This is a genomic window from Paraburkholderia agricolaris (genome assembly GCF_009455635.1).
Classification (GTDB): domain Bacteria; phylum Pseudomonadota; class Gammaproteobacteria; order Burkholderiales; family Burkholderiaceae; genus Paraburkholderia; species Paraburkholderia agricolaris.
Genome location: NZ_QPER01000001.1, coordinates 3,939,171 through 3,962,096 on the forward strand (window position 1 = coordinate 3,939,171; position 22,926 = coordinate 3,962,096).

Here is a 22,926-nt window from a genome sequence, read left to right on the forward strand (position 1 = left end):
CTTTAGAGCTTTCGAGCCCGCTAACGAACCGACACCGCCAGATGATGCCGGCTGACCTGCTGCGCGATCGCCCGATAGCGGGCGGCGGTGTCCCTGAGCGTCAACCCGATAAGCGAGCGTTGCGCTCGCGCCTGCCCTAACGCCGCGACAACGGCATCCGCATAGCACGGCACATTGTTCGTATCGACCAGTTGCACGCCGGCAAATCCGCTCGCAAACGCAAACGACGGAATCTTGCTGGCGACGATCGGGATCCCCGAGGCCAGCGCTTCGAGAAACGCCACACTATGCCCCTCGGAACGCGAGGGCATGACGAACACATTCGACTCCGACAGCACGCTCGCCACGTCGGTACGCGGCCCGGCCACCACGACGCGGTCGGCGAGCCCCAACTCCCGCACCAGTTGAATAACCGCGCGCTGATACTCCGGATCTTCGACCACGCCGTACAGCACAAGGCGCGCGTCGGTCACCCGCTCGACCACCTGACCAAAAGCGCGCACCGTCAGAAGCTGATTTTTCACCGATGCATAGCGCCCGACCTGCACGACCTGAGGCGCCCGGCCGCTGCGCCCGGCGCCGTCGGTGAACGCGAAGCGGCCGAGGTCGACCCCGTTGGGCACCACGGTCATCGACGGATGCGGCCCGATGGCCTGCACGTAGTCGGTTACGCCTTGCTGGGACACACCGATCACCACGCGCGCGCGTCCCGACAGAATGTGCTCGACGCGCCGGAACAGCGGCCGCTCGAAGTCGTTGGTTGCCGAATGCATGACGTAGACGACCGGCACACGCAGCGGCAACGCACGCGCATAAAACGACGGAATCGTGGCATGCGCGAAAATCACGTCGGGGCGAAAACGCCGCACCGCGAGAAACAGCGTCCATAGCTTACCGGCGATGCGGTTGCGCTGCGGCGGAAACCAGCATTGCACGCCGTGCTCCTGCAACTCTTCCTGCAAAGGCACGAATTCGACATGCGCGGGCAATAGCGAAGCCATGCAGACCGCCATACCCTCGGCGCTCTGATCGATCGCGAGATCCTTCGCGAGAACTTCGGCGCCGGACAGACGCGGCGCGAGAACCAGATGTAAAACGCGCATCATGGCGTCCTTGCAGTGAGCGTCCTGAACAGCATCCATGCCGCGGCACAGCCCAGGCCCACGGTCATGGACCAGGCGATGCCCGTCACGCCCCACCAATGAACCGCCGGCGGCACGCTGACCAGCAGCACGACCACCTGAATCAGCGACGCATGCACCGTCGCCTTCGCGTCGCCTACCGCGCGCAGATACGCAACCAGCACGGCGATCAACGCGCCGATCGCCATATTGATCACCAGAATTCTGAACAGCGGCACCGCAGGCAGCCAGGCTGCGCCGAGGATCAGCGAGAAGAGCGGTTCAGCGACCAGCCTCAGCACCTCGACGAAGACCGCCAGCCCGATCGCGATCAGGAACAGATAGACCTTGATGAGCCGGGCGGCCGACTGTGGACTGCGGCGATGATGTGCCGAAAAAGTGGGGAAAAGGTATTGCGACATGGCGATCGCGGCGTCGGCGAGCAGCATCTGCGCAAGCCGCGACGACATCTGGTAGCTGCCGAGTTGTGCCGGACCGAGCAGTTTGCCGACCACCACCTTGTCGAACTGGTTCAGCAGCAGATTGACCACACTGCTGGCCCAGATCCAGCGGCTGAAGCCCACGTAATGACCGATGCCGGACCATACCGCGCGGATCGGCGGGCGCGGTTTCATGGTCGACCAGGTCAGGATGCTTTTCAGGCTTTCGCCGGCCACCAGCCCGATCAGCACCGAAATCGCACCGGCGCCGAAATAGGCAAGCGCCAACCCGACCGAACAGTCGACAAACGACGCCGCAATCTCGACACCGGCAATATGCTGGAAACGCCGCTCGCGCTGCACCACGTAGTACGTGGGCGACGCCAGACCGCGCAACAGCGGCAGCAGCGCGGCCAGCTGGATCAGCACCAGCGAACCGTTCAGATGAAACTGACTGCTCAGCAATGGCGCGAGCGCCACCAGCAGCAATGAGATGAGCACGCCGCGCGCGGTCAGCGTGGTCCACACCGCGCCGAGTTGCGAACGCGTCGGCGGATGCTCGCCTTGAATGACCGCTTGCGCAAGACCGGTGTCCGAAAGCGCCTCGGCAATCGCCACCGCGAGCAAGGCCACGCTCACGCTGCCGATCGCCGCCGGCCCGAGCATCCGGCCAATTGCAAGAAACTTGATTGCCACGAGTCCACGCACGGCAAACTGCTGCAACAACACCCACGTTGCCGCGCTCGCGCCGAAGCTGGCCGCTATCGAGAGCGCCGGAAGCCTGATCGCCCGCAAGCTGTATCTCCGTCGAATCGGAGCGCCGTTTAATCGGTCGCATACAGCGATTCAATGCATCGCTGCGAAACGCCGCCGGCGCATAAATAGTTAGGTCGCACCAGCAAGCTGGCGAGTTTTTTCATCGAATTCCACGTACGACCTTACCGCGAGAGAATCGGCGACAACCGCCATCTGCTAGGCCAGTTCAGCCGAAGCCATTGCGCTCTGGTACGTTTACCCACAGAACGGGTCAAATAGGCCGAGCCATGCATATCGTCGATGCTAACGTTGATCAGTTGGCGCGCCCCGGGCACCCGGCGTGAAGGCGCTTTTCGCAACGCATTCGACCACTGAAGACCCCTGAATCGATGGAACAAGATTACGTCCTGATTGTGGAACCCAACCTCACGGGCCATCGCTGGCGCTATGTCGAGTGGACCATGCAGGCCTGCACGGAAGCCGGCTATCCCTGCATCCTCGCCACCGAGTCGGCTAACGAGGATCATCGGCTCGCGAGGCAAATCGCCGCCGCGAACCGTGCGGATCTGCAGATCGCCTTCGTCGACCCCGAGGAGCAGCCACGCGGGTTGCTGCGCCAGTCGAACCAGTATTCGCGCTTTCACCGTTATTTCAAGCGTGTGCATCGAGTGGTCAGCCACGCGCAGCCAATCAGGCTGGTGGTCGTGCCTTACGCCGATTACTTCTTCTACGGGTTGCCGTTTCTCGGCTCGCCTTTTCGCAAGACACCGTGGATCGGCATCACGATGCGTTCGACCTTCCATCATCACAAGGTCGGCATCAAGTCGCCGGACCGGCCGCTCGTGAACGCGATCAAGGCACTGCTTTTCAAGCGCGCGATCCAGTGTCCCGGCTTGCGCACGCTGCTGACGATCGACCCTACGCTGCCGGAGTGGGCGGCACACCACGCCCCGAAGAACAGCGCGGCCATCGCCTACGTAGCGGACCCGTTTCCCGACGAGCACGCGGAAAACCCGGTACTGGCCCGTGCGCGGCTCGGGCTCGACCCTGAGCAGCGCTATCTGCTGGTGTACGGCTCGATCACCGAACGCAAGGGCATCTACGAACTGGTGCACGCATTGAGCCGCATGGAACATGCGCCCACGCTGATCGTCGCCGGCGAGCAGGACGCGGGCACGCGCCATTTCATGCGCAATCATGTGCGCAGCCTCAAACCCGCGCCGCTGGTACTCGATTCGTTCATTGCTAACGACGTCGAACGTGATCTGTTCTCCGCCTGCGACGCGGTCTGGCTAGGCTACAAGGGTCACTACGGAATGAGCGGCGTGCTGGTGCAGGCTTATCGCTTCGGCAAGCCGGTGATTGCAACGGAAGACGGTCTGATCGGCTGGTTCAGCCGGCGCTGCGAACTGGGGCCGATTCTGAGCGACCTCAGTTCCGCCTCGATCGGCCGCGCGATCACCGAGACGATGACCTCCTGGCCGCACGCTCCGCACACCGGACCGGCCGCAGGCGAAGACCTGCTGTCGCGGCACACGCTCGGGCAGTTCAAGCAGACCTTGCTGCAGCAGATGGCCTGAGCCCTGAGCCGGTAACGCTGGCCGGTCAGGGAGTCTCAGGAAGTCCCAGGGGGTTACAGAAGATCAGGACAACTGCCCGCCCGCCACCGGCACTTCCTCACGCACCGAACTGTTGCGCTTGGCCGGGAACAGCGCGTTGCGCATCAACAGGAACGGGTACTCGATCGCACGTGTAGTCACATAGCCGATCGCAATCGCGAAGGCAAACTGCGCCGTGAGCGCGACCACCCAGATCACGCTCGGTGCCAGACCCATCGCGGTCAACTTGCGAATCAGAATGTCGCCGGGGGCCAGCGCAAGTGAATGCCACAGGTAAATACCGTACGAGTAGAGTCCGATCCAGGCGACTCCGCGATACACCCACGACGAACGCAGCGAGCCCGAATACTCCAGCACGAACACGATCAGCGCGGCGAACCCGAGTGCCTGAATCGTATAGCCAATGCTTTCGTCGAGCGCCAGGTGTGGGGTCGCAAAAGCGAGCCACGCACACAATACCGCGATGCAGGCGACCAGCAGCCACTTGCGCTTCGCGATCTGATGATAGACGCCTGGCTTCATCCAGTAGATCGCCGACAGAATCACCCCGACCAGCAAGCTGTCGATGCGATATTGCGTGTACGCGAATGCCGCTTCAAGGTTGCCGTCCGCCACCGCGAAGCAGCGTGCGGTGAGCACCACTGCGCAGATTCCGGTGAGCACACCGACAATCGTCCATGCGCTCAGGCGCCAGCGCGCGAACAGCAACAGCAGCGCCGGCAGCACGAGATAAAAGTGTTCTTCGACCGCGAGACTCCAGGTCTGGGTAATCGAGGTGCCCAGATAGTTCTGCAGGTGGGTCAGGTTCTGGATCAGGAACGTATTCCACGGATGGCGCCCGGCCAGCACATGAAAAGCGATCAGCACGTAATACGCGGGCCAGATGCGGAAAATCCGCCGGATGATAAAGCGCTTTGCGTCGACGTTGCCCGTTTCGGCGTACTGTCGAAGCAGCAGGCCGCCAACCAGAAAGCCGCTCAGCGTGAAGAACAGATTGACGCCTTCGCGCCCAAAACTTTTCAGCGGGTACTCAATGATCTGAATCAGAAAATTGCCGGTATGAACGGCATGAAAGTGAAACCCCATCACCATGATAATGGCGATGCCGCGCACGAAATCCAGCTCGATGGCCCGGCCTGCTGTTACGGATCTCGCCCCGCCGAATAATTTCATGTTTTTCTCCCCTGTCACCTTTCGCGGGCGTATGTCCCTGCATGGCCCTTTTTGCATCTTCGGTGGCGGCAAGCGTGCGTGCGCGCCAACATCAAGGCATTGGCCGACAACATGAGCCAGTGTGCGCGCGTCTTGCAGAGAGCGCCCTTGCCGGGGTCGCCAGAACCCAGGTAAAGGGCGACGAAAGGGGGGCTACCGAACATTCAGGCGGCCAGTTTCCCGGACAATGACCCGATGCGAGACCGTCTGCTTTAGACCGACGGCGGATCGACTGCACGGGGAGGAATCAGCAATGCGCCACCAGTATGCGACGCTCTGGATATGGTTTTTTCTGTTACCGCTTGCGTTTGACTATAAAGCGACCGACGCCAATGTAAGTCACTTTGCGCAGTCCGCGCTGGTCATTCCGGCCATCGCCGCGGGGCTCGCCCTTGTGCTGATTGCGCCACGCTTTCGCGACCGCTCGCGGTTGCGCTCGATAATCACGTTCAGCCTGCTGCTGTGCGTGCTCGGCAGCGTCGTCGCCCAGTTCGTGCAGGACAACGACACCGGTAATTACTTGCGCGTGCTACTGCCGTTCGCGCTGTTTTTACTGGGCTACCTCGTGGCCTGCCGGCCGTGGAGCGAATACAGAATCTCGCAGTTCGAGAAGGCGCTGTTCGTCGCCAACGTGATCTGTCTCGTCTTCACCTTCGCGTATGGCATGGTGACGGGCGGCGATCTCGAGGACGTGCGCTTTCGCATCATCTCCGTAACGCTGCTCGGCTTGCAAGGCGTGCTGCTGCACGAATTCATCGTCGCCAAACGCTTTTCGTTTTTTACCGTCGCGGTGTTCGCCCTCAGTGTGATCGTCGAATTGCTGAGCGTCACACGCAGTTTGCTGGTCGGCACCATCCTGCTGTTTCTGGTCGCCATGGCGCTGTCCGCGCCGTCGCTCCAGTATGTGTGGCGCGCGGCCGCCCGTACCCTGATTGCCGGCGCCGTGCTGGCCGGCGTGGCCGGCATCGCGGCGTTGAGCTTTCCGACCGTCGCCGAGCACTGGACGCAGCGCATCTTCGCGTCGGAGGAAACCGTCACCGGCAAGGACCCGACCACGATCACCCGGCTCGCCGAGATGCGCGATCAGTACGACCAGGTGACGGCGTCGCCGGAAACGCTGCTGTTCGGCGCGGGCTACGGCCACTACTATCGCTACTCCCCTGCCTACCTGCCGGACCTCGCCGGCCAGATCAGCGAGAAAGACTTCTACGCGATCAACGAATGGGCCGCGGGTCACAACTTCTGGGTCTATCAGCTTTTCGCGGGCGGGCTGCTGTTCGGCATCGCCATGCCTCTGGCGACGCTCGCCGCCCTGACAATCTGCTTCTTCTCGTACCGCTACTGGCGCTCGGTGGTTCCCGACGCGCCCATGCTGCCGGTGCTGGGGCGCGCCATCATGCTGTTTGCCGCGCTGCCGGCCACGTCGATCGGCGGCAATCCGCTCGGACCGCGTTTCTCCGGGCTGGTATTCGGTGTCGCCCTCGGCCTGATGATCGCCACCCACGCCCGCTTGCAGCGCGCACTGCCGGCGCGGGCCAGGCGCGCGCGGACGCCGCCGCGCATGCGCGCGGTCGCCATGCCTGATTTGCCCGGCAGGATCCAGCCCGGCATGGGCCGCGCCGATCTCGCGAAGACCCTCGGCATGTCGCACGCGGCAAGCGCCGCCCCTGGTTCCAGCCAGTTCGGCGCCCTCGTATCGCGCGCAGCGTCGCCACGAAACGTCAATCGACAAAAATTCGTCCGATGAAAATTCTCCATCTGCTTGCCAGCGTCGATCCGCGCGCCGGCGGTCCGGTTGAGGGCGTGCGCCGCAGCGGCGTAGCGATGCAGGACGCCGGGCACCACATCGAAGTGGCCACCTGCGATGCCCCCGACGACGCCTACCTCGCGCACTTTCCGTTTCCGGTTCATGCGTTCGGCCCCGTCACCAGCCGCTACAGCTACAGCGCGCGGCTCGCGCCGTGGCTTGCCGCCAACGCGAAGCGGTTCGACGCGGTCGTCGTGCACGGTTTGTGGCAGTACCACGGCCTTGCGGCGTGGAAAGCCGTGCGCAAAAGCGGCGTGCCCTATTACGTGTACACGCACGGCATGCTCGACCCCTGGTTCAAGCAGGCTTACCCGCTCAAACATCTGAAGAAGTGGCTGTACTGGCCGTGGGCCGAATACCGCGTACTACGCGACGCACGCGCCGTCATCTTTACGACGGAGGAAGAGCGCACCCGCGCGCGCCAGTCGTTCTGGCTATACCGGGCCGAGGAACGAATCGTGCCGTACGGCACGACGGTGCCGCAGCTTGAAGCCGCGCCTTTGCGCGAAGCCTTCCTGCAAGCTGTGCCCGGCTTGCGCGGCAAACGCATCGTACTGTTTCTCGGCCGCGTGCATGCGAAGAAAGGTTGCGATCTGTTGATCGACGCCTTCGCGCGCGTTGCCAGCCGCGATCAGTCGCTGCATCTCGTGATCGCGGGCCCCGACGAGACGGGCTGGGTGACCAGTCTGCGCGCCCAGGCTCAGGCGGCAGGCATCGCGCAGCGCATCAGCCTGCCGGGCATGCTGCAAGGCGACCTCAAGTGGGGCGCGTTTCATGCAAGCGACGTGTTCGTTCTGCCCTCGCATCAGGAGAACTTCGGCGTGGCGGTTGCCGAAGCACTCGGCTGCGGACTGCCTGCCCTGATCTCCGACAAGGTCAACGTGTGGCGCGAAATCGAAGCGGATGGCGCGGGAATGGTTGCGGCCGACACTGTCGACGGTACGGAAAAGAACCTCGTGCGCTGGCTCGAACTCGACGACACCGCGCGCGCCGCGATGCGCGCTCAGGCGGCCCGCACTTTCGAAGCACGCTTCCGGATCGAAACCATGGTCAGCGCACTGACCGCCCTGCTGGAAACGCACGGCAGCACCGGTGAAACGCGCGATAACACGCTCACCACACTGCGTGGGACTCAACCGAACACCCAGCCGAGCACTCAACCAAGCCGGTAACAAGTAACGGTGACAGCGCGCCGGCTGGCGCGCTGTCACCTGTTGCTCCTCACTGTTCCTTCATCAACGGCGTCAAGGTCGAGGCTGCGATCGGCAGGGTTTCGACTTGCGGCTGCTGCGTCTGAATCGACATCAGCGAACTGTTGGCAGCGTCGTTGCGCGTATTGCCCACGATATCGGGGACATCGAGCTGCCGCACCAGATGACCCGCGAGGCGCAGCGCAAGCGCGGCGATCGTGATGGTCGGAAAGTTGGCGCCGACGGTCGGAAACACCGAGCTGCCCGCCACATAGAGATTGCTCATCCCATGTACCTTGCAGTCGCGGTCGACCACGCCTTCACGCGGCGAATCGTGCATGCGCGTGGTGCCCATGTGGTGCCACGTGCCCTCCAGCTTCGCCGGCCAGCGCCGACCCTCGAGCGGCGCGTCGAGTTCGACGTCCGCGATGCCGGCCATCTGCAACTCCTGCGCGAGCAGCGAGAAGGTCTTGTCGAAGGTGCGCTGCACCTGTTCGCCCAGCCGCCACTCCACTTTCACGCGGGGCATGCCGAAGCGGTCCCGCTTATCGGTCGACAAGGTGACCCGGCTGTCGGGATCGGGCACGGCTTCGACAATCGCCTGCAAGGTCACGTCGGTGATCAGCACCGGCCATTGCAGCAGCCGCGTCAAGCCATAGCCGACCGTGTGCAGCGGGTGCGCGATCATCGTTGCGACATCGGTTTTCAGGCTGCGGCCGGGCTGGTCTTTTTGCAACAGCGCTTCCTTGCAATGGATCAGCGCCTCGGACCCGGCAGTGCCTTCACCGTACCAGCGCGAATAGAGCCACACACGCGAATTCAGCAGCTTCTCGCGCTCCATCAGTTCCTGCTTCGGCGCGAACTGTGACGATATCTTCGTGCCGTGCGCCGACACTGCGGCATTCTGATAGTGATACTTGATGTCGTACAGTTTGTTGCGAGCGTTGCCAGGACGAAAACGCACTTTCCCGGACATCATTCGCGGATGATCCATGAAGTAGCGGCCCACCAGATCGTTGGCATTGCCGAGACCCGCCGCCTGCACGTTGTTCGAGGCGAGCAGCAGACGCGCGTTCTCGATACCGCCCGTGGCCAGCACGAAGATTTTCGCGGTTACCGTCATCTTGCGGCCACTGATGGTCGCCACCTCGAGCCGCGAAACGGAAGTCCCTTGCGGATCGGCGTCGATGTTCTGAACGTTCGCATACAGGAACACGCGCACCCGTGCCGAACGCTGCAACTCGTCGCGATAAGCCTTGCCGAAACGCACCGGTGGACTGAACTGCGCGACGGTATCGCGCATATCGCCAGTGGCAAGCGGGATGCGGCGCACGTCATGGCGCCCGATCTCGCGTTCCCAGTAGGCGGGGTCGAAATTCTGCGGACCCAGCTTCAGCAGTTCATGCGTGCGCGCATAGTACGGCGCCAGTTCTTCGAGTCCGAACGGCCAGCCGCTATGAGGAATCCAGTCGCGCTTCTCGAAGTCCCACGGATCGAGCGGGCGGCACCAGCCGCCCCAGCAGTTGCTGCTGCCGCCGAAGTAGCGGCTGCGCGAGCCGTCCGCGAATGAATAGGGAAGCCCGACGTTCTCGCCGCGATAGAGATCGCGGGTTTCGTCATCAGGCCCGAAGCCCCCGCTTTCGAGCATGCAGGTGTCGACCCCGGCCCTCGACATCTCCAGTGCAAGCGTAATGCCGGCGACACCTCCGCCGATAATGCAGACCGTTGTTTCAATAGCCGTGTTGTTTTGAACCGTACGAGTATCGATAAACATCCCTACTCCCCATCTTCTTCATGCATTTCTGAGTGCGTCAATCCGGCTACTCATCCAACCGGGGCTGGCAAGCAAACCACGCACATGTCGTGACTGAAAGCCTGATCGGCGTCGCCGCGGGTGACGATCAAAGTATCGATCGACAATCCCATTGCGGCCGCCGACGTTCCGGCGTGTCAACGACTGGCCTCCTCAGCATACGAATGCTGCGGTTCTTTATCTGTGGTTCAGGTCACGGAGTCGAAGCGGTTGCGAATAAACCGGCAGGGATTGCCGCCATACACGCCTTCCGGATCGAGCGAACGATGCACGACCGACAACGGCGTCACCACCGCCGACCGGCCGATCGTCACGCCCATCTGCACCACACATTTCGACGTGATCCAGACGCCGTCCTCAATCACGATCGGCGCCACGCGCAGATCCATCGTCGTGCTCATGTCGTGCGAGCCGGCGCTCAGGAACGTACCTTGGGAAATGCAGACATTCGATCCGATCCGAATCAGCGCCTGGTTGTAGATCCAGACGTCGACACCGAACCAGCAGTTGTCTCCCACTTCCAGATTCCACGGCGACTTCACCCGCAACGGATGCACAAAGCGGCAGCCCGTGCCGATCTTCGCGCCGAACAGGCGCAACAGCGTCACCCGGACCGACGAGAGCGGCAGCAGCTTGTTGTTGATCACGCAGGCTTCAACAAAGAACCAGATGAGTTCGATCAGCGCACCGCGCTTCGCCCGATAGTTTCCCTTTCCCGCCGCGCTCAGATCGATGACGCGGCCATCCTTGCGCACACCTTCGGCTTGCGGCTTGCGCCCGATTTGCGGATCGTCGGCAACGTTGCCCATCAGTTTTCTCCGGACCACAAACGGGAGTCGGAATACCCATGCATCCTTCTTACATTATGTTTCGAGTCCTTAATGAATCTGGCTCGATGTCCGCCTGGGCAAGCGTTTTGGCGGCTACGCGCGTGCCGTTTGGCGCACGATAGCTCTATTGCGACTGCATCTTCCTGGGGCATACGATGACCATCCCGTTTCGGCATACAACCAGCTTGCTGCTTTTCACCTTCGCCACCTGTGCCACACCGGCGCTCGCCCAGAATGCGGCACCCGCGCCCGCTGCGCCGGTCCTTGCCGCCACGGCCTCGACCAGCTACGGCACCCCCGCTGCGGCAGCACCCGTCAATCCGGGCACCGCGCATCGCAAGAGCGAAGCGGATCTGCTCGGCGCCCCACGCGACTATGGCTCGCCAGACGCGCAACAGGGCAACACCGCCGCCGCCCAGCAGGCCGCGCTGCTCGACGAGCAACGCATGACGGTATTGGGCGGACAAGGCGCGCGACCGGCGGTAGGCAAAGGCCAGCGCAACAACAAGCTGCCTGCCGGCGCCAACGGCAAGGTGCGCGTGGCCGGCCAGCCTGGCGGTCCTAATGCGGTCGACGGCCTGATGCCCGAAGGCGCGGCGAAAACCACGTACGCCGATCCATACGATCCGGGCAAGCACGCCGTCTACAAGTCCCCGTGGTGATATCGCATTCATGAGATGGCCGCGTACCGGATCAATCCGGCGCGGCTTCCTCCGTTGTGGCCGGCTTATGCGGCCGGGCCGCGGCGGGTGAAGGCCGCGGAGTACCGAAGTACGGCGTCTCCACTTTTGCGCGCTTGCCGCGTGACTCGCGAACCAGCGTCGCGAGCCGCTCCTCAAAGGTCCCAATGGTCGATTCCGGCGACAGCGTACGTTCCGCATAATCGCGTGCGGCCTTGCCGAGCGCCGCGCGACGTTCGGGGTCCCTCGCCAGCACCGCGATCGCCGCAGCCAACGCCTTGACGTCGTCCGGCGGCACGACCACGCCGCGCGGCGACACCGCGTCGTACAGACCCGTGCCTTGCCGCGCCATCGCCACCACCGCGCGCCCGCTTGCGAACATGCCGGTGAGTTTCGACGGCATCACCAGATCCGCGGCATCGCCGCGTTGCGGCAGCACATGGATATCGGCGAGATTGAGCAGTTCGTTCAGGTGCTCCACCGGTTGCAACGGCATGAAAAGACAGTTCTTCAATCCCGCACAGCGTTCGAGCAAACTCTCTTTCGCGGCGCCGCTGCCGCAGAAAACGAAGGTGACGTCAGCACGTTTTGCCAGCAATGCCGCTGCATCGGCGAGCGTTTCGATGCCCTGCTTCGCGCCCATGTTGCCCGAATACAGCACCACCTTGTGGTCGTCCGGAATGCTTAACAGACGCCGGTAGTCGCTCGTACGCGAAAGCGGAAAAATGGTCGACACATCGACCCAATTGGGCAGGCACACTACCCGCGAAGACTCGACACCCTTGAGCACCACGCGCGAACTCATCTGCGGCGTAATCGACGACACGGTATCGAAGTGCCGCAGCAACGTGCTTTCGATCCAGCGCGCCAAGCGGGCTATGCGCGAGCTCTTCAGGAGACCCAGATCGAAAGCCGCATCGACCTCGAAGTCCTGAATGTGCACCCACGCATTTGCGCTCGTAAGACGCGCGAGCGCCAGCGTAGCCGGCGCGCACATCAGGGTCGGCGCGATCAGCATCGCGACCTGCGGGCGCCACAGAACCTGCCGGGCGAGCAGCGGCAGCGAGCTCGCCGCAAAGCTCATCAGGTGCAGCATCCGCTTCAGGCCATTAGGGTGAGCCGGCACCCACAGCGGCGCACGCCAGATCGTCACGCCGTCGCGCGTCTCGCGCTGATATCGCCACGACGCATAGTTGTCGGCCACGTGCCACTCAGGGTAATAGGGGGGTGCGCACACCACGCGAACCTCGTGGCCGCGGCTGGCCAGAAGCGCCGCCATTTCCGCCGTGTACTTGCCCACTCCCGTCAGTTCAGGCGCGTAGTTAAGGCCGTAGATCAGGATCTTCATTGTGGCTGCCAGAACGTGTTAGAGCTTTTTTCATACGCGGCGGGCCCCGTCGCGCGTCAGTCGCTCAGCATCAGCGCGCAGCCACGAGCGATATTGGCGGCGGCGGAAGGCGGATCGAAACGACGAATCACATCCATGCAACGGTGCGCCGTGCCGCCTGCGTCGGCGAAAGCCTCCATCGCCTTGAGCATGGTTCGCTGCAGTCCGGCGACGTCGCCCGCTGTGAAGGCGTAACCGCTCACGCCGTCGATCACCAGTTCCGGCACACAGCCGCAACTCTCGCTGACCACCGCGGGACAGCCATGTGCGAGCGCCTCGTTGACAACGAGTCCCCACGGCTCGCTATAGCTCGGTAACACCATGCAGGTCGCACCGTAGTATTCCTGGGTAAGCGGTTCGTCCTGCAAACTGCCGGCGAAGGTCACCGCATCGCTCAGGTCGAGATCGGCCACCTTCGCGTGCAGCGCGTCCGCCATCGGCCCCGTGCCGACAATGCGCAACTTCGCTGCCGGAATACGGCGCCGCAAACCGGCGAATGCTTCGATCAGTGTGCCGATGCCCTTCTCTTCCGAAAGACGGCCGACATAGAGAAAAATTGGAGGATTGCCGGCGCGTGCCGCGACCCGCTCGACCAGCGCGCGCTCCGGCGAGAACGAGCCGGGCAATGCCGCGGCCTGACACGGCACGAAGATTTTGTCGCGCTTTGCGCCGAGCGACAGCAGATACTCGCGGCTACGCTCGCCAAAACCGAAATAGCCGTCGCATAGCGAGAAGAACACGCGCTTCGGAATCGACGTCAACAACTTCTTGGGCCGGTCGCGCGCGGTAGAATCGCAGAACACCGCGCGCCGCTTGCCGGTCACGATGCACGCCGCCAGCATCGCCCAGTACTCAGGGCGGTGGTAGCCCGGCAGAACAATCAGATCCGACTTGGTCCGCAACACTTCCCAGGTGAGCCGCGCGATCATCTTCATCGTCGGCACATCTTCATAGCAACCGTCGAACAGCTTCTGCATCGGATAGCGATGGTATGAATAGTCGACATCCGAAAAACCGACACGATCGTGCTCGGTATCCGCAATCTGCACCATCGAGTAGCGAATCGCGCCGGATGCCGAAATGTTATGCAAAGCAGAGAACACGACACCCTTGTGGCGCGACCACACGACGTTGTGGAAGATCGTGACTGACGCTGTCATTTTTATGCCACTCCTCGAAAAATCGTCCCAGTGTGCGTTGCACGCAATGCGTGCGAAGCACCCCATGCGTTTCCCCAATTCCGAAAACCGCGCTCGACGCCCGGTCAGTGCGCGCCTAGGCCTGCAAGGCGGCGGCAGGTGTCGAGCCAGCATGTGTTGCCACGAATTCCCGATAGGTGGAGGCGATACCCTCTTCGAGGCCAATGCTCGCGTGCCAGCCCATGTTCGCGAGCCGCGATACGTCGAGCAGCTTGCGCGGCGTGCCATCGGGTTTGGAAGCGTCGAACACCAGTTCGCCCTCGAAGCCCGCCACCGTGCAGATGCATTCGGCCAGCTCGCGAATCGACAGGTCTTCACCCACTCCGACGTTGAACAGGCCGTCTGTCACGTTGTGCTCGAGAACAAAGAGCGTTGCCGCGGCGAGATCGTCGACGTGGAGAAACTCGCGGCGCGGCGTGCCCGAGCCCCACACCGTCAGGGTCGCGGAGCCGTTCACTTTTGCTTCGTGCGCCTTCCTCAGCAGCGCGGGCAAAACATGGCTGCTGTTCAGGTCGTAGTTGTCGTTAGGGCCGTACAGATTGGTCGGCATCAGCGAGACATACTGCGTGCCGTATTCGCGGTTGTACGCCTCGCACAGCTTGAGACCGGCGATTTTCGCAATCGCGTAGGCGTCATTGGTCGGCTCGAGCGGCGAGCTCAGCAGATACTCTTCGCGAATCGGCTGCGGACTTTGCTTCGGATAAATGCACGACGAGCCGAAAAACACCAGCCGCTCCACCTTCGCGCGATACGCGGCATGGATCACGTTGGTTTCGATCACCAGGTTGTCGTAGATGAACTCACCCGGTCGCGACGCATTCGCAAGAATGCCGCCCACCCGCGCGGCCGCGAGCAGCACCACGTCGATCTTTTCCTGCTGGAAGAAGCCGTTCACGGCGGCCTGATCCGTAAGATCGAGTTCCGCCCTCGAACGCGTGACGACGTTGTGGTAGCCCTCGGCATTCAGCCGCCGGACCAGGGCCGAGCCAACCATGCCACGGTGGCCCGCGACGAAGATGCGTGCTTGTTTGTTCATCGCCGTTACTCGTGATGTTCCAGTGCCGTAAAACCGGCCAGCGTGACAAGCGCGTCACGTCTTGCAATCTGATAGTCGGAGCGCACCATTTCCTTGACCAGCGCGCTGAACGGCGTGGTCGGCTGCCAGCCGAGCTTCGCATGCGCTTTCGATGGATCGCCCAGCAGGGTCTCGACTTCGGCGGGACGGAAGTAGCGCGGATCGACACGCACGATCACATCGCCAGGCGACATCTTGATCTCGCGCCCTTCCACCTTCTCGACAATGCCGACTTCATCCACGCCGGTACCTTCGAAACGCACCGTGACACCCAGCTCGGCGGCGGCGTGCTTAACGAACTCACGCACGCTGTACTGCACGCCGGTGGCGATGACGTAGTCCTCCGGCTGTTCCTGTTGCAGCATGCGCCATTGCATCTCCACGTAGTCGCGCGCATGGCCCCAGTCGCGCAACGCGGACAGATTGCCGAGATACAAGATCTTCTGCATACCGACCGCGATACGCGCCACGGCGCGCGTGATCTTGCGCGTCACGAAGGTTTCGCCGCGCACCGGCGATTCGTGATTGAACAGAATCCCGTTGCAGGCATAGAGTCCATACGCCTCGCGATAATTGACCGTGGTCCAGTACGCAAACAGCTTGGCGACCGCATACGGGCTGCGCGGATAGAACGGCGTAGTCTCGGACTGCGGCACCTGCTGCACGAGGCCGTAAAGTTCCGAGGTGGACGCCTGGTAAAAGCGCGTCTTGTGCTGCAGATCGAGAATCCGGATCGCTTCGAGAATCCGCAGCGCGCCGAGGCCGTCAGCGTTGGCCGTATATTCCGGCTCCTCGAACGAAACCGCCACGTGGCTCTGCGCCGCGAGGTTGTAGATCTCATCGGGCTCCACGCGCTGGATCACGCGCAGGATGCTGGTCGAGTCGGTCAGGTCGGCGTGATGCAGAAAGAGCCGCTGATCGGGGTCGTGAGGGTCGCGATAGAGATGATCGATCCGGTCTGTATTGAACAGCGATGTCCTGCGTTTGATGCCGTGCACGTCGTAATCCTTGCTGAGCAGCAGCTCGGCAAGATACGACCCGTCCTGTCCCGTGATACCGGTGATCAGCGCGACCTTGCGTTTCATGGAACTCTCTCCCTCGTTGAACTTTGCGATGCCGGTTTCGCGGCACGATCAAGTCAGCGGCTCCGGTGATGGAGCCGCTGCTGCATCCACTTCCCGTCCTCAGCCAGCGATGCTGTCGTAGCCGTAATAGCCGCCCTGATAGCCGGAACCGAGGAATGCCCCTTCCTGAGGCACATCGGTGAGCAATACGCCTTTGAGCGACACGCCGCCGTTGAACAGCCGTTTGGCCGTTTCGGAAATTTCATTCAGCGGATGGCGGCCGTGGCGCACCACCAGCAGCGTCGTGCCGGCGTACTTGCCGATCAAGGTCGAGTCCGTCACGGCCAGCACCGGCGGTGTGTCGACTATCACGATGTCGTAGTGCGATTTCAATTCCTCGAGCATCGTTTCGAAGCGTTTGCTCATCAGCAATTCAGACGGATGCGAGGGCAGCGTGCCCTTGGCGAGCACGTCGAGTCCGGGCAGCACATCGCGCTGAATCATCGCGCCGAGATCGCCGCCGCTCAACACGTCAGAGAGTCCGGGCTGATGGCCAATGCCGAAATGCGAATGGACGTCGCCGCGCCGCATGTCGCCGTCGATAATCAGCACGCGCTTATTTGCCGACGCCACCAGCGCCGCCAGATTCACCGACAGAAACGACTTGCCGGCGTCGGGCCGCGAACCCGTGATCATCACGACGTTGTTCTCGGCATGATCGAGCGACAACTGCAACGAGGTCCGCAGGTTGCGCACGCCTTCCACCGCGATGTCTTCCGGCGCCTGCTGCGCGAGCACATGAAGCCCGCGACGGCGCAGCATGACGTTTTCCTGCAGACGCAACTGGGTCTGACTGCGCGGCACGATCGCGAACACCGGCACGCCGAGCACCGCTTCGAGCTCGTCCGGGCGCTCTACGCCGCCGTACATCGCGCGCTTGAAGAAGGTCAGCATGATGCCGATCAGCAAGCCGCCGCCGAGCGCGATCAGGATTGCCAGCACGCGCTTCGGACGCACCGGTTCGTCAGGCGTCTCGGCGAAGTCCACCACGCGCACGTTGCCCACCTGGCCGGCTTTCGCCACCCGGAGTTGCTGCGCGCTGTTCAGCAGATTGGTGTAAAGCTCCGTGTCGACGTGCACGTCGCGCAGCAGACGCAACGCGGTCTGCTCGGTATCCGGCATCACGGCCACGCTGCGGTTCATGCTCGCCGCCGCGTTCTGCAATTCGGCGATCTGTGCGTCGAGCGCCGCCACCGCCGGGTGATGCGCCGTAAAGCGCTGTGACATCTCCGCGCGTTGCTGCTGCAGATCGAGCAGCTTGGTCTTGTTGTCGACCACCTGCTGCAGCAGCAAGCGGCTTTCCTCGCCAAGATCGACCGTGCCGTGCTGGTTGCGGAACTTGTTGTAGCGTTGTTCGGCGTCGTCGAGTTCCTTGCGCAGGCCGGGCAGTTGCTGATCGAGGAAGGCCAGCATGTGCTCCGCTTCGGTCGAACGGCTCTCCACATCCTGACGCACGAATTCGCGCGCCATGCTGTTGACGATCGCCGCGGTCAACGCGGGGTCGCCGCCTTCGAGGCTCGTGCGAATCACGCCGGATTGCAGCGTGGTTTCCTGGATCACCAGCGCCTTCTGCAAGCGGTCCACCGTCCCCAGCGTCGAGAAGCGCTGCAGCTCGAAACGCGAGCCGGGCGCGCCGACCAGCTTGTCGACGTGCAGCGTGATCGGACCGTCGGCGGTATCGGTTTGCACGGTCTCGCCAACATGGCCGGAGAGAATCGCGGTGCCGTTCTTGTCGCGCAGCACGTACGAACCGCCCTCGCCTGCAATCAGCGTGAAGGTCGTATCGTAGAGTTCGCTTGTCGTGTCGAATTGCGACACGGCAATGCTCTCGTTACCCCATGCGTAGCCCGACAGGTTGATGAACGACGGCAACCGGAAACCCCATTGCCCGGTCACCAGCCCCGCGATCATCCCGCCGACAAGCGGCAGGGTGCGCGGCGCAGCCGAAATATCGAGGTGCAGTTTCTTGACCGTTTCCTCGGTGACGAGCCGCGACTTCAGCAGCTCGATTTCCGCCGCCGTGGAGGGCTTGGTGTCGAACATGCCGGTAAGCGGCGGCAAGGAATCCTTGCCGTTCGCGTTGGCATTGGCCGTCTTGTCCTCGACGTGGAACAGCACATCCGCCCGATACGTAGGCGGAGCAAGAAACGCGTACGCGCACCCCAGCGCGAGCGCGACCAACGTCGCCACGAGGATCGTGCGCCAGCCCCTCACGATCGTGCGCAGATAGTCCGACAGATGCAGCTCGTCCGGTCCGGACACGTCGATGTAGCGATTTTCGAAGTTGATTGCCATTTTTGGTCACCCAACAGAACGCGGCGGTTCAAGGTCACGTTGCACGGTTGTTATTTCGCAAGAACTGCCCCCGTTACAGCCGCGTTGATCGCGGGCAGCAGCAGGTTCAACACACGGTTGAAGCGGACCAATCCGCCTTGACCGACATATACGACGTCCTTCGGTTGCAGCTCGAACTGATTGGCGAGCACCATGGACACCGGCGAAGTCGCATCGAGGTGATAGACCTGCGGCGCATCGCTGGTCGAATTGCGGATCACGAACAGCTGTCTCGGTGCGGACGTGTTCGAATCGAAGCTGCCGCTATCGGAAATGGCCTGTGCAAGCGTCAGGGAACCGTTGCGCATCGGCTGGATGGTTGCCGGTTTGTTGACTTCGCCCATCACGTAGACGCCGCTGTCTTCGCGCGAGGCCACTCGCACGATGTCGCCCGCCTGAAGGTAGATGTCCGACGGATTGCGGCCGCGCTTGATCAGGTCATCCACGTTGAGCGGATACGTCACGCCGTTACGGATCAGTTCGACCCGGCTGCGGTCCGCGTTGGCACTGAAGCCGCCGCCCTGATTGATCACGCTCGTCAGCGACATCGGAATGTCGTTGAGCGACTGGGCGCCCGGCGTGCGCACTTCGCCGTCCACATACACCTGGGCATTACGGAACGAGGCGACCCGCACCGTTACTTCCGGCTTCTGATACACGTTGCTCAGGCGCTTATGCAGTTCTTTCTGGATCGATGCAACGTCCCTGCCTGCCACATGCAGATTGCCTGCATACGGGAACTGGATGTCGCCGTTTTCGTCGATCAGAAAACCCGGCGCGGCATCCGTGGGTTTCGTGTTCTGCGCCGGCTGGCCAAGCGCGGCGGCAAGTTCCGGGTGATCCCACACGACGATTTGCAGCACGTCGCCCGGGCCGACTTTGTATGCCGTCGGTTTGCCGAACAGTCCGAGCGTCTGCGACGGCAACGTGGCCGCCGTCTGCGCCGTGTGCATCTGGCGCAGCAGCGCGAGGTTGATATCGGTAATCGGAATCTGCTGTTGTTGCGATGGTTCCGTGCTGTAATCCCCACCCGTGTCCTGAATCGCGGCTGGCGTGATCATCCGTTGCCCCGGTACGGACCCGCATCCGGAAAGCAGTGCTGTTGCAGCAGTGAAAATCACGAGACTTCCCGTGCGTATACCAAGCGAGCTCATGGTGTTTCCTCCTTGCGCCAGGGCTGTGTCCTCGGGGGAGGCAGCGCCCAGCGTGCTTGTTAACTACTTAGTAAGCGTTTCGATGCACCAGTCCGGCGACAATCGTCGCGCCGATAATCCGCATATCGAGCGCGAACGACCAATGCCCCAGGTAATACAGGTCATGTTCGACGCGACGCTCCATCTTCTCGATGCGGTCGGTTTCGCCACGAAAGCCGTTGATCTGCGCCCAACCTGTAATGCCCGGCTTGATCCGATAGCGATTGATGTAGCCCGCGACCACTTTCTGATAGAGGTCGTCGTGCTCGAGTGCATGGGGACGTGGTCCAACGACCGACATGTCACCACGCAAAACGTTGAAAAATTGCGGCAGCTCGTCGAGGCTCGTGCGGCGCAGAAATGCGCCGATTTTCGTAACGCGCGCGTCGTTGCGCGTGGCCTGACTGAGCGTGCCTTTCTCCTCGGTATGCAGTCGCATCGAGCGGAATTTGTAGATCGTGAAGACCCGGCCGTCCGCACCTTTACGCTTCTGCCTGAAGAAAACCGGGCCGCGCGACGAGAGCTTCACCGCGATCGCAATGCCGAGCATGATCGGTGCGAGTCCGAGCAGCGCCGTCGCGGCGAACAGGCGGTCGAAGATTTCCTTCTTCAGCATCGAACTCGCGGACAGCGGCGAGGCGACGAGGTTGATCGCCGGCACGCCGAGCAGATCGATCACGCCACTGCCTTCGAAGAGCGCGAGGCTGCGCACGTCCGGCATGAAGCGGATATTCACCAGATCGTCGCGGAACTCGCCAATCAGCGAACAGATCAGCGGCTCCTCGGCGAGCGAGAGCATCAGCCAGAGCTCGTGCACGTCATTGGTGCGGATATAGCCGGCGAGCGCATCCACGGTGTCGAATACCGGCACGCGCGAACTGGTCACAGACGACACGTCCGGATGCGTGTTATAGACCGCCGCCGCACGAAACCCGGTGGTCGGCGCCGATTCGATCCGGCGGATGATCGCATCGCACTGCGAGCCGCTGCCGACAATCGCGACCTGATGCAGATTCAGACCGGCGCTGCGCGCACGCGCCAGCACCGCGTGAGCGATCAGCCGCGAGGAAATCAGCAGGCCACCCGTCACCGCCGTCCAGTAGGAGAACCACAGACGCGAGACGAAGTCGGTACGGTGCAGCGAGTACATCAGCACAAGCGCACTGCCTTGCACCATCAACCATGCGAGCGACACCTGCCCGGCCAGCGAAAGCTTGGAGCGGCCGCGCCACGATTCATAGACGCCGAATGCCGGAAAAATGGCCAGCGCGAAGGCGGCGGAAAACATCACGAGCGCCCAATAGAACCCCGATTGAGCGAGGTACTCGAAGCGGATCTGCGACGCCACCGCCGCCCCCGCGAGTACTAATCCCACATCGAACACTCGCGCGAGCAAATCCTGAAACTTGCGCATTTTGCTTACCTCGTTCTGGCTCTGGCCGTTCGTTCTTTTCCGCAGATGATCCGTGGCGCGCTGTTAGGAGCAGCGGCCGTAGGTGTCGTTGAACCTCACAATGTCGTCTTCACCGAGATAGGTGCCTGACTGGATTTCAATGATTTCGAGCGGTACCTTGCCGGGGTTTTCGAGCCGGTGACGGGTGCCGATAGGAATGTAGGTCGACTCGTTTTCGCTCAGCAGGAACTGCTCTTCGCCGCGCGTGACGAGCGCCGTACCGCGCACCACGACCCAGTGTTCGGCGCGGTGGTGATGCAGTTGCAGCGAAAGCTTCGCGCCTGGCGTGACGACGATGCGCTTCACCTGGAAGCGTTCGCCATGGTCGATGGAGTCGTAGAAACCCCAAGGGCGCCGCACCTTGCGGTGCACATCGGCCTCGGGGGCGTGCTGCGCCTTGATGCGCGACACCAGGCCCTTGACGTCCTGCACGTGCGAACGATCGACCACCAGCACGGCGTCGGCCGTTTCGACCACCACCACATTGGTCGTGCCGACACAGGCAACCAGCCGGCCCTCGGAATGCGCATAGCTCGACACCGCGCCTTCGAACGTCACGCGGCCGCGCCCGGCATTGCCGTTGGCGTCCTTCTCCATTGCGGCCCAGACGGCATCCCACGAACCGAGGTCCGACCAGCCCGCATCGAGACGTACCACCACGCCGGAAAGATTCGCACCCGACGCTTGCATGTCTGTGCGGTGGGAAGCGGACGCCTCTTCCGCGATAGCTACGTCAGTGAGACGCTCCATCACCGCGTAGTCGATCGAGTCAGCGGGCGAGCTCAGGAAAGCTTCCGTCAGCGGACGGAAGTGCGCGCCTTCTGTACGGCCGTTCACGAAGGCCCGCTCGCAGGCCGCATGCATGTCGGGCTGCAAGCGTTTCAGCGTATCGAGCCACACACCCGCCCGCACCACAAAGATCCCGGCGTTCCACCAGTACGTGCCCGCGGCAACGTATTGCGCGGCGATTTCCTCTGCCGGTTTTTCGACGAAGCCGTCGATCGCATAGCCACCATCAGACAATTGCGCGCCAATGCGGATATAGCCAAAACCCGTATCGGGACGCGTGGGCGGCACGCCCAGCGTGGCGATCGAGCCCCGTTCCGCGTAGCGCGCCGCACATTCCAGCGCGCCTTGCAGCGCGGGCACGTCCGCAATCGAATGGTCGGCCGGCATGACAATCAGAATCGCGTCGTCGCCGTCCGCACATGCGAGCGAGGCCGCGAGCGTCAACGCCGGCGCCGTATCGCGCCGCGCAGGCTCGACGATCAGACGCGCTGCCATGCCGTTTTCAAGAAGCTGCTCGGCGATCACAAAGCGGTGTTCTTCACCGCATACGACGATCGGCGACACGTCGACCTTCCAGCCGGCGGGAAAGCCGTTCATACGACGCGCGGTCGCCTGCAGCAGCGAGTCGGAGCCGACCACGTCGATCAGTTGCTTCGGATAGTTTTCGCGCGACACCGGCCACAGCCGCGTGCCCGAGCCCCCGGCAAGAATCACCGGGACGATGCGCACGCAATGCGCACCGGCGGCCCCGGCATGGGCGCTGTCCGGATTCGCCGACGCAGCGCTTTCAGCTCCCTTAGTCAACATATTCGCATTCCTTATAATTCTGTAAAGCAGACGAAACATTTACCGAGACACTGCTTGACGGGCGCGCCTGGCCAGACGCTCAGCCGCGCCAGGCCAG

Annotated in this window: 17 protein-coding genes; 4 read left to right on the plus strand and 13 right to left on the minus strand. The window is 62.7% G+C overall.

Features of this window, described 5'->3' with window-relative positions; translation table 11 throughout:
• Window positions 1-20: 20 nt before the first annotated feature.
• Together GH665_RS17305 and GH665_RS17310 are read right to left on the minus strand one after the other, a co-directional pair.
• On the minus strand, window positions 21-1,103 hold the full coding sequence (locus tag GH665_RS17305) for a glycosyltransferase (RefSeq protein WP_153138548.1): 1,083 nt from the start codon (window positions 1,101-1,103) through the stop codon (window positions 21-23).
• Window positions 1,103-2,356 (minus strand): oligosaccharide flippase family protein, encoded by a 1,254-nt coding sequence (locus GH665_RS17310; RefSeq protein ID WP_153136983.1) that lies wholly within the window; start codon window positions 2,354-2,356, stop codon window positions 1,103-1,105. The genes GH665_RS17305 and GH665_RS17310 overlap by 1 nt, the downstream gene beginning before the upstream one ends.
• A gap of 350 nt (window positions 2,357-2,706) precedes the next feature.
• Here GH665_RS17310 and GH665_RS17315 point away from each other — a divergent pair, with 350 nt between their 5' ends.
• Window positions 2,707-3,897: a glycosyltransferase gene (locus GH665_RS17315; RefSeq protein WP_153136985.1), complete on the plus strand. Its 1,191-nt coding sequence runs from the start codon at window positions 2,707-2,709 to the stop codon at window positions 3,895-3,897.
• 63 nt (window positions 3,898-3,960) lie between these two features.
• Here the strand turns inward: GH665_RS17315 and GH665_RS17320 are convergent, their stop codons facing one another.
• Entirely contained in the window at window positions 3,961-5,109 is a 1,149-nt protein-coding gene (locus GH665_RS17320; RefSeq protein WP_153136986.1) for an acyltransferase family protein, read from the minus strand.
• Between the two features lie 292 nt (window positions 5,110-5,401).
• On the opposite strand from GH665_RS17320, the gene GH665_RS17325 reads away from it, so the two are divergent.
• Together GH665_RS17325 and GH665_RS17330 are read left to right on the plus strand one after the other, a co-directional pair.
• Entirely contained in the window at window positions 5,402-6,895 is a 1,494-nt protein-coding gene (locus GH665_RS17325; protein ID WP_153136988.1) for a hypothetical protein, read from the plus strand.
• Window positions 6,892-8,127: a glycosyltransferase gene (locus tag GH665_RS17330; protein WP_153136990.1), complete on the plus strand. Its 1,236-nt coding sequence runs from the start codon at window positions 6,892-6,894 to the stop codon at window positions 8,125-8,127. Before GH665_RS17325 ends, GH665_RS17330 begins: the two co-directional genes overlap by 4 nt.
• A 49-nt stretch (window positions 8,128-8,176) precedes the next feature.
• Here GH665_RS17330 and GH665_RS17335 read toward each other — a convergent pair whose 3' ends face one another.
• Together GH665_RS17335 and GH665_RS17340 are read right to left on the minus strand one after the other, a co-directional pair.
• Window positions 8,177-9,919: an FAD-dependent oxidoreductase gene (locus GH665_RS17335; protein WP_153136992.1), complete on the minus strand. Its 1,743-nt coding sequence runs from the start codon at window positions 9,917-9,919 to the stop codon at window positions 8,177-8,179.
• A gap of 227 nt (window positions 9,920-10,146) precedes the next feature.
• Window positions 10,147-10,767 carry an LbetaH domain-containing protein gene (locus GH665_RS17340; RefSeq protein ID WP_153136994.1) on the minus strand — a complete coding sequence of 207 codons (621 nt, stop codon included), beginning with the start codon at window positions 10,765-10,767 and terminating at the stop codon, window positions 10,147-10,149.
• Between the two features lie 176 nt (window positions 10,768-10,943).
• Here GH665_RS17340 and GH665_RS17345 point away from each other — a divergent pair, with 176 nt between their 5' ends.
• Window positions 10,944-11,450 carry a hypothetical protein gene (locus tag GH665_RS17345; protein ID WP_153136997.1) on the plus strand — a complete coding sequence of 169 codons (507 nt, stop codon included), beginning with the start codon at window positions 10,944-10,946 and terminating at the stop codon, window positions 11,448-11,450.
• A gap of 31 nt (window positions 11,451-11,481) precedes the next feature.
• Here GH665_RS17345 and GH665_RS17350 read toward each other — a convergent pair whose 3' ends face one another.
• The 8 genes from GH665_RS17350 to GH665_RS17385 form a co-directional block, all read right to left on the minus strand.
• On the minus strand, window positions 11,482-12,816 hold the full coding sequence (locus GH665_RS17350) for a glycosyltransferase WbuB (RefSeq protein ID WP_153136999.1): 1,335 nt from the start codon (window positions 12,814-12,816) through the stop codon (window positions 11,482-11,484).
• A 56-nt stretch (window positions 12,817-12,872) separates the two neighbouring features.
• Window positions 12,873-14,015, minus strand: coding sequence for a glycosyltransferase family 4 protein (locus GH665_RS17355; protein WP_153137001.1), 1,143 nt, complete (start codon window positions 14,013-14,015; stop codon window positions 12,873-12,875).
• 115 nt (window positions 14,016-14,130) lie between these two features.
• Window positions 14,131-15,090: a GDP-L-fucose synthase family protein gene (locus tag GH665_RS17360; protein WP_153137003.1), complete on the minus strand. Its 960-nt coding sequence runs from the start codon at window positions 15,088-15,090 to the stop codon at window positions 14,131-14,133.
• Between the two features lie 5 nt (window positions 15,091-15,095).
• Window positions 15,096-16,214: a GDP-mannose 4,6-dehydratase gene (gmd, locus tag GH665_RS17365; protein WP_153137005.1), complete on the minus strand. Its 1,119-nt coding sequence runs from the start codon at window positions 16,212-16,214 to the stop codon at window positions 15,096-15,098.
• 99 nt (window positions 16,215-16,313) lie between these two features.
• Window positions 16,314-18,548 carry a polysaccharide biosynthesis tyrosine autokinase gene (locus GH665_RS17370; protein ID WP_153137007.1) on the minus strand — a complete coding sequence of 745 codons (2,235 nt, stop codon included), beginning with the start codon at window positions 18,546-18,548 and terminating at the stop codon, window positions 16,314-16,316.
• Between the two features lie 50 nt (window positions 18,549-18,598).
• Window positions 18,599-19,741, minus strand: coding sequence for a polysaccharide biosynthesis/export family protein (locus GH665_RS17375; RefSeq protein WP_153137009.1), 1,143 nt, complete (start codon window positions 19,739-19,741; stop codon window positions 18,599-18,601).
• A 67-nt stretch (window positions 19,742-19,808) separates the two neighbouring features.
• On the minus strand, window positions 19,809-21,194 hold the full coding sequence (locus GH665_RS17380) for an undecaprenyl-phosphate glucose phosphotransferase (protein ID WP_153137011.1): 1,386 nt from the start codon (window positions 21,192-21,194) through the stop codon (window positions 19,809-19,811).
• A gap of 63 nt (window positions 21,195-21,257) precedes the next feature.
• Window positions 21,258-22,829, minus strand: a complete 1,572-nt coding sequence (locus GH665_RS17385; RefSeq protein ID WP_153137013.1) for a sugar phosphate nucleotidyltransferase — start codon at window positions 22,827-22,829, stop codon at window positions 21,258-21,260.
• Window positions 22,830-22,926: the final 97 nt, after the last annotated feature.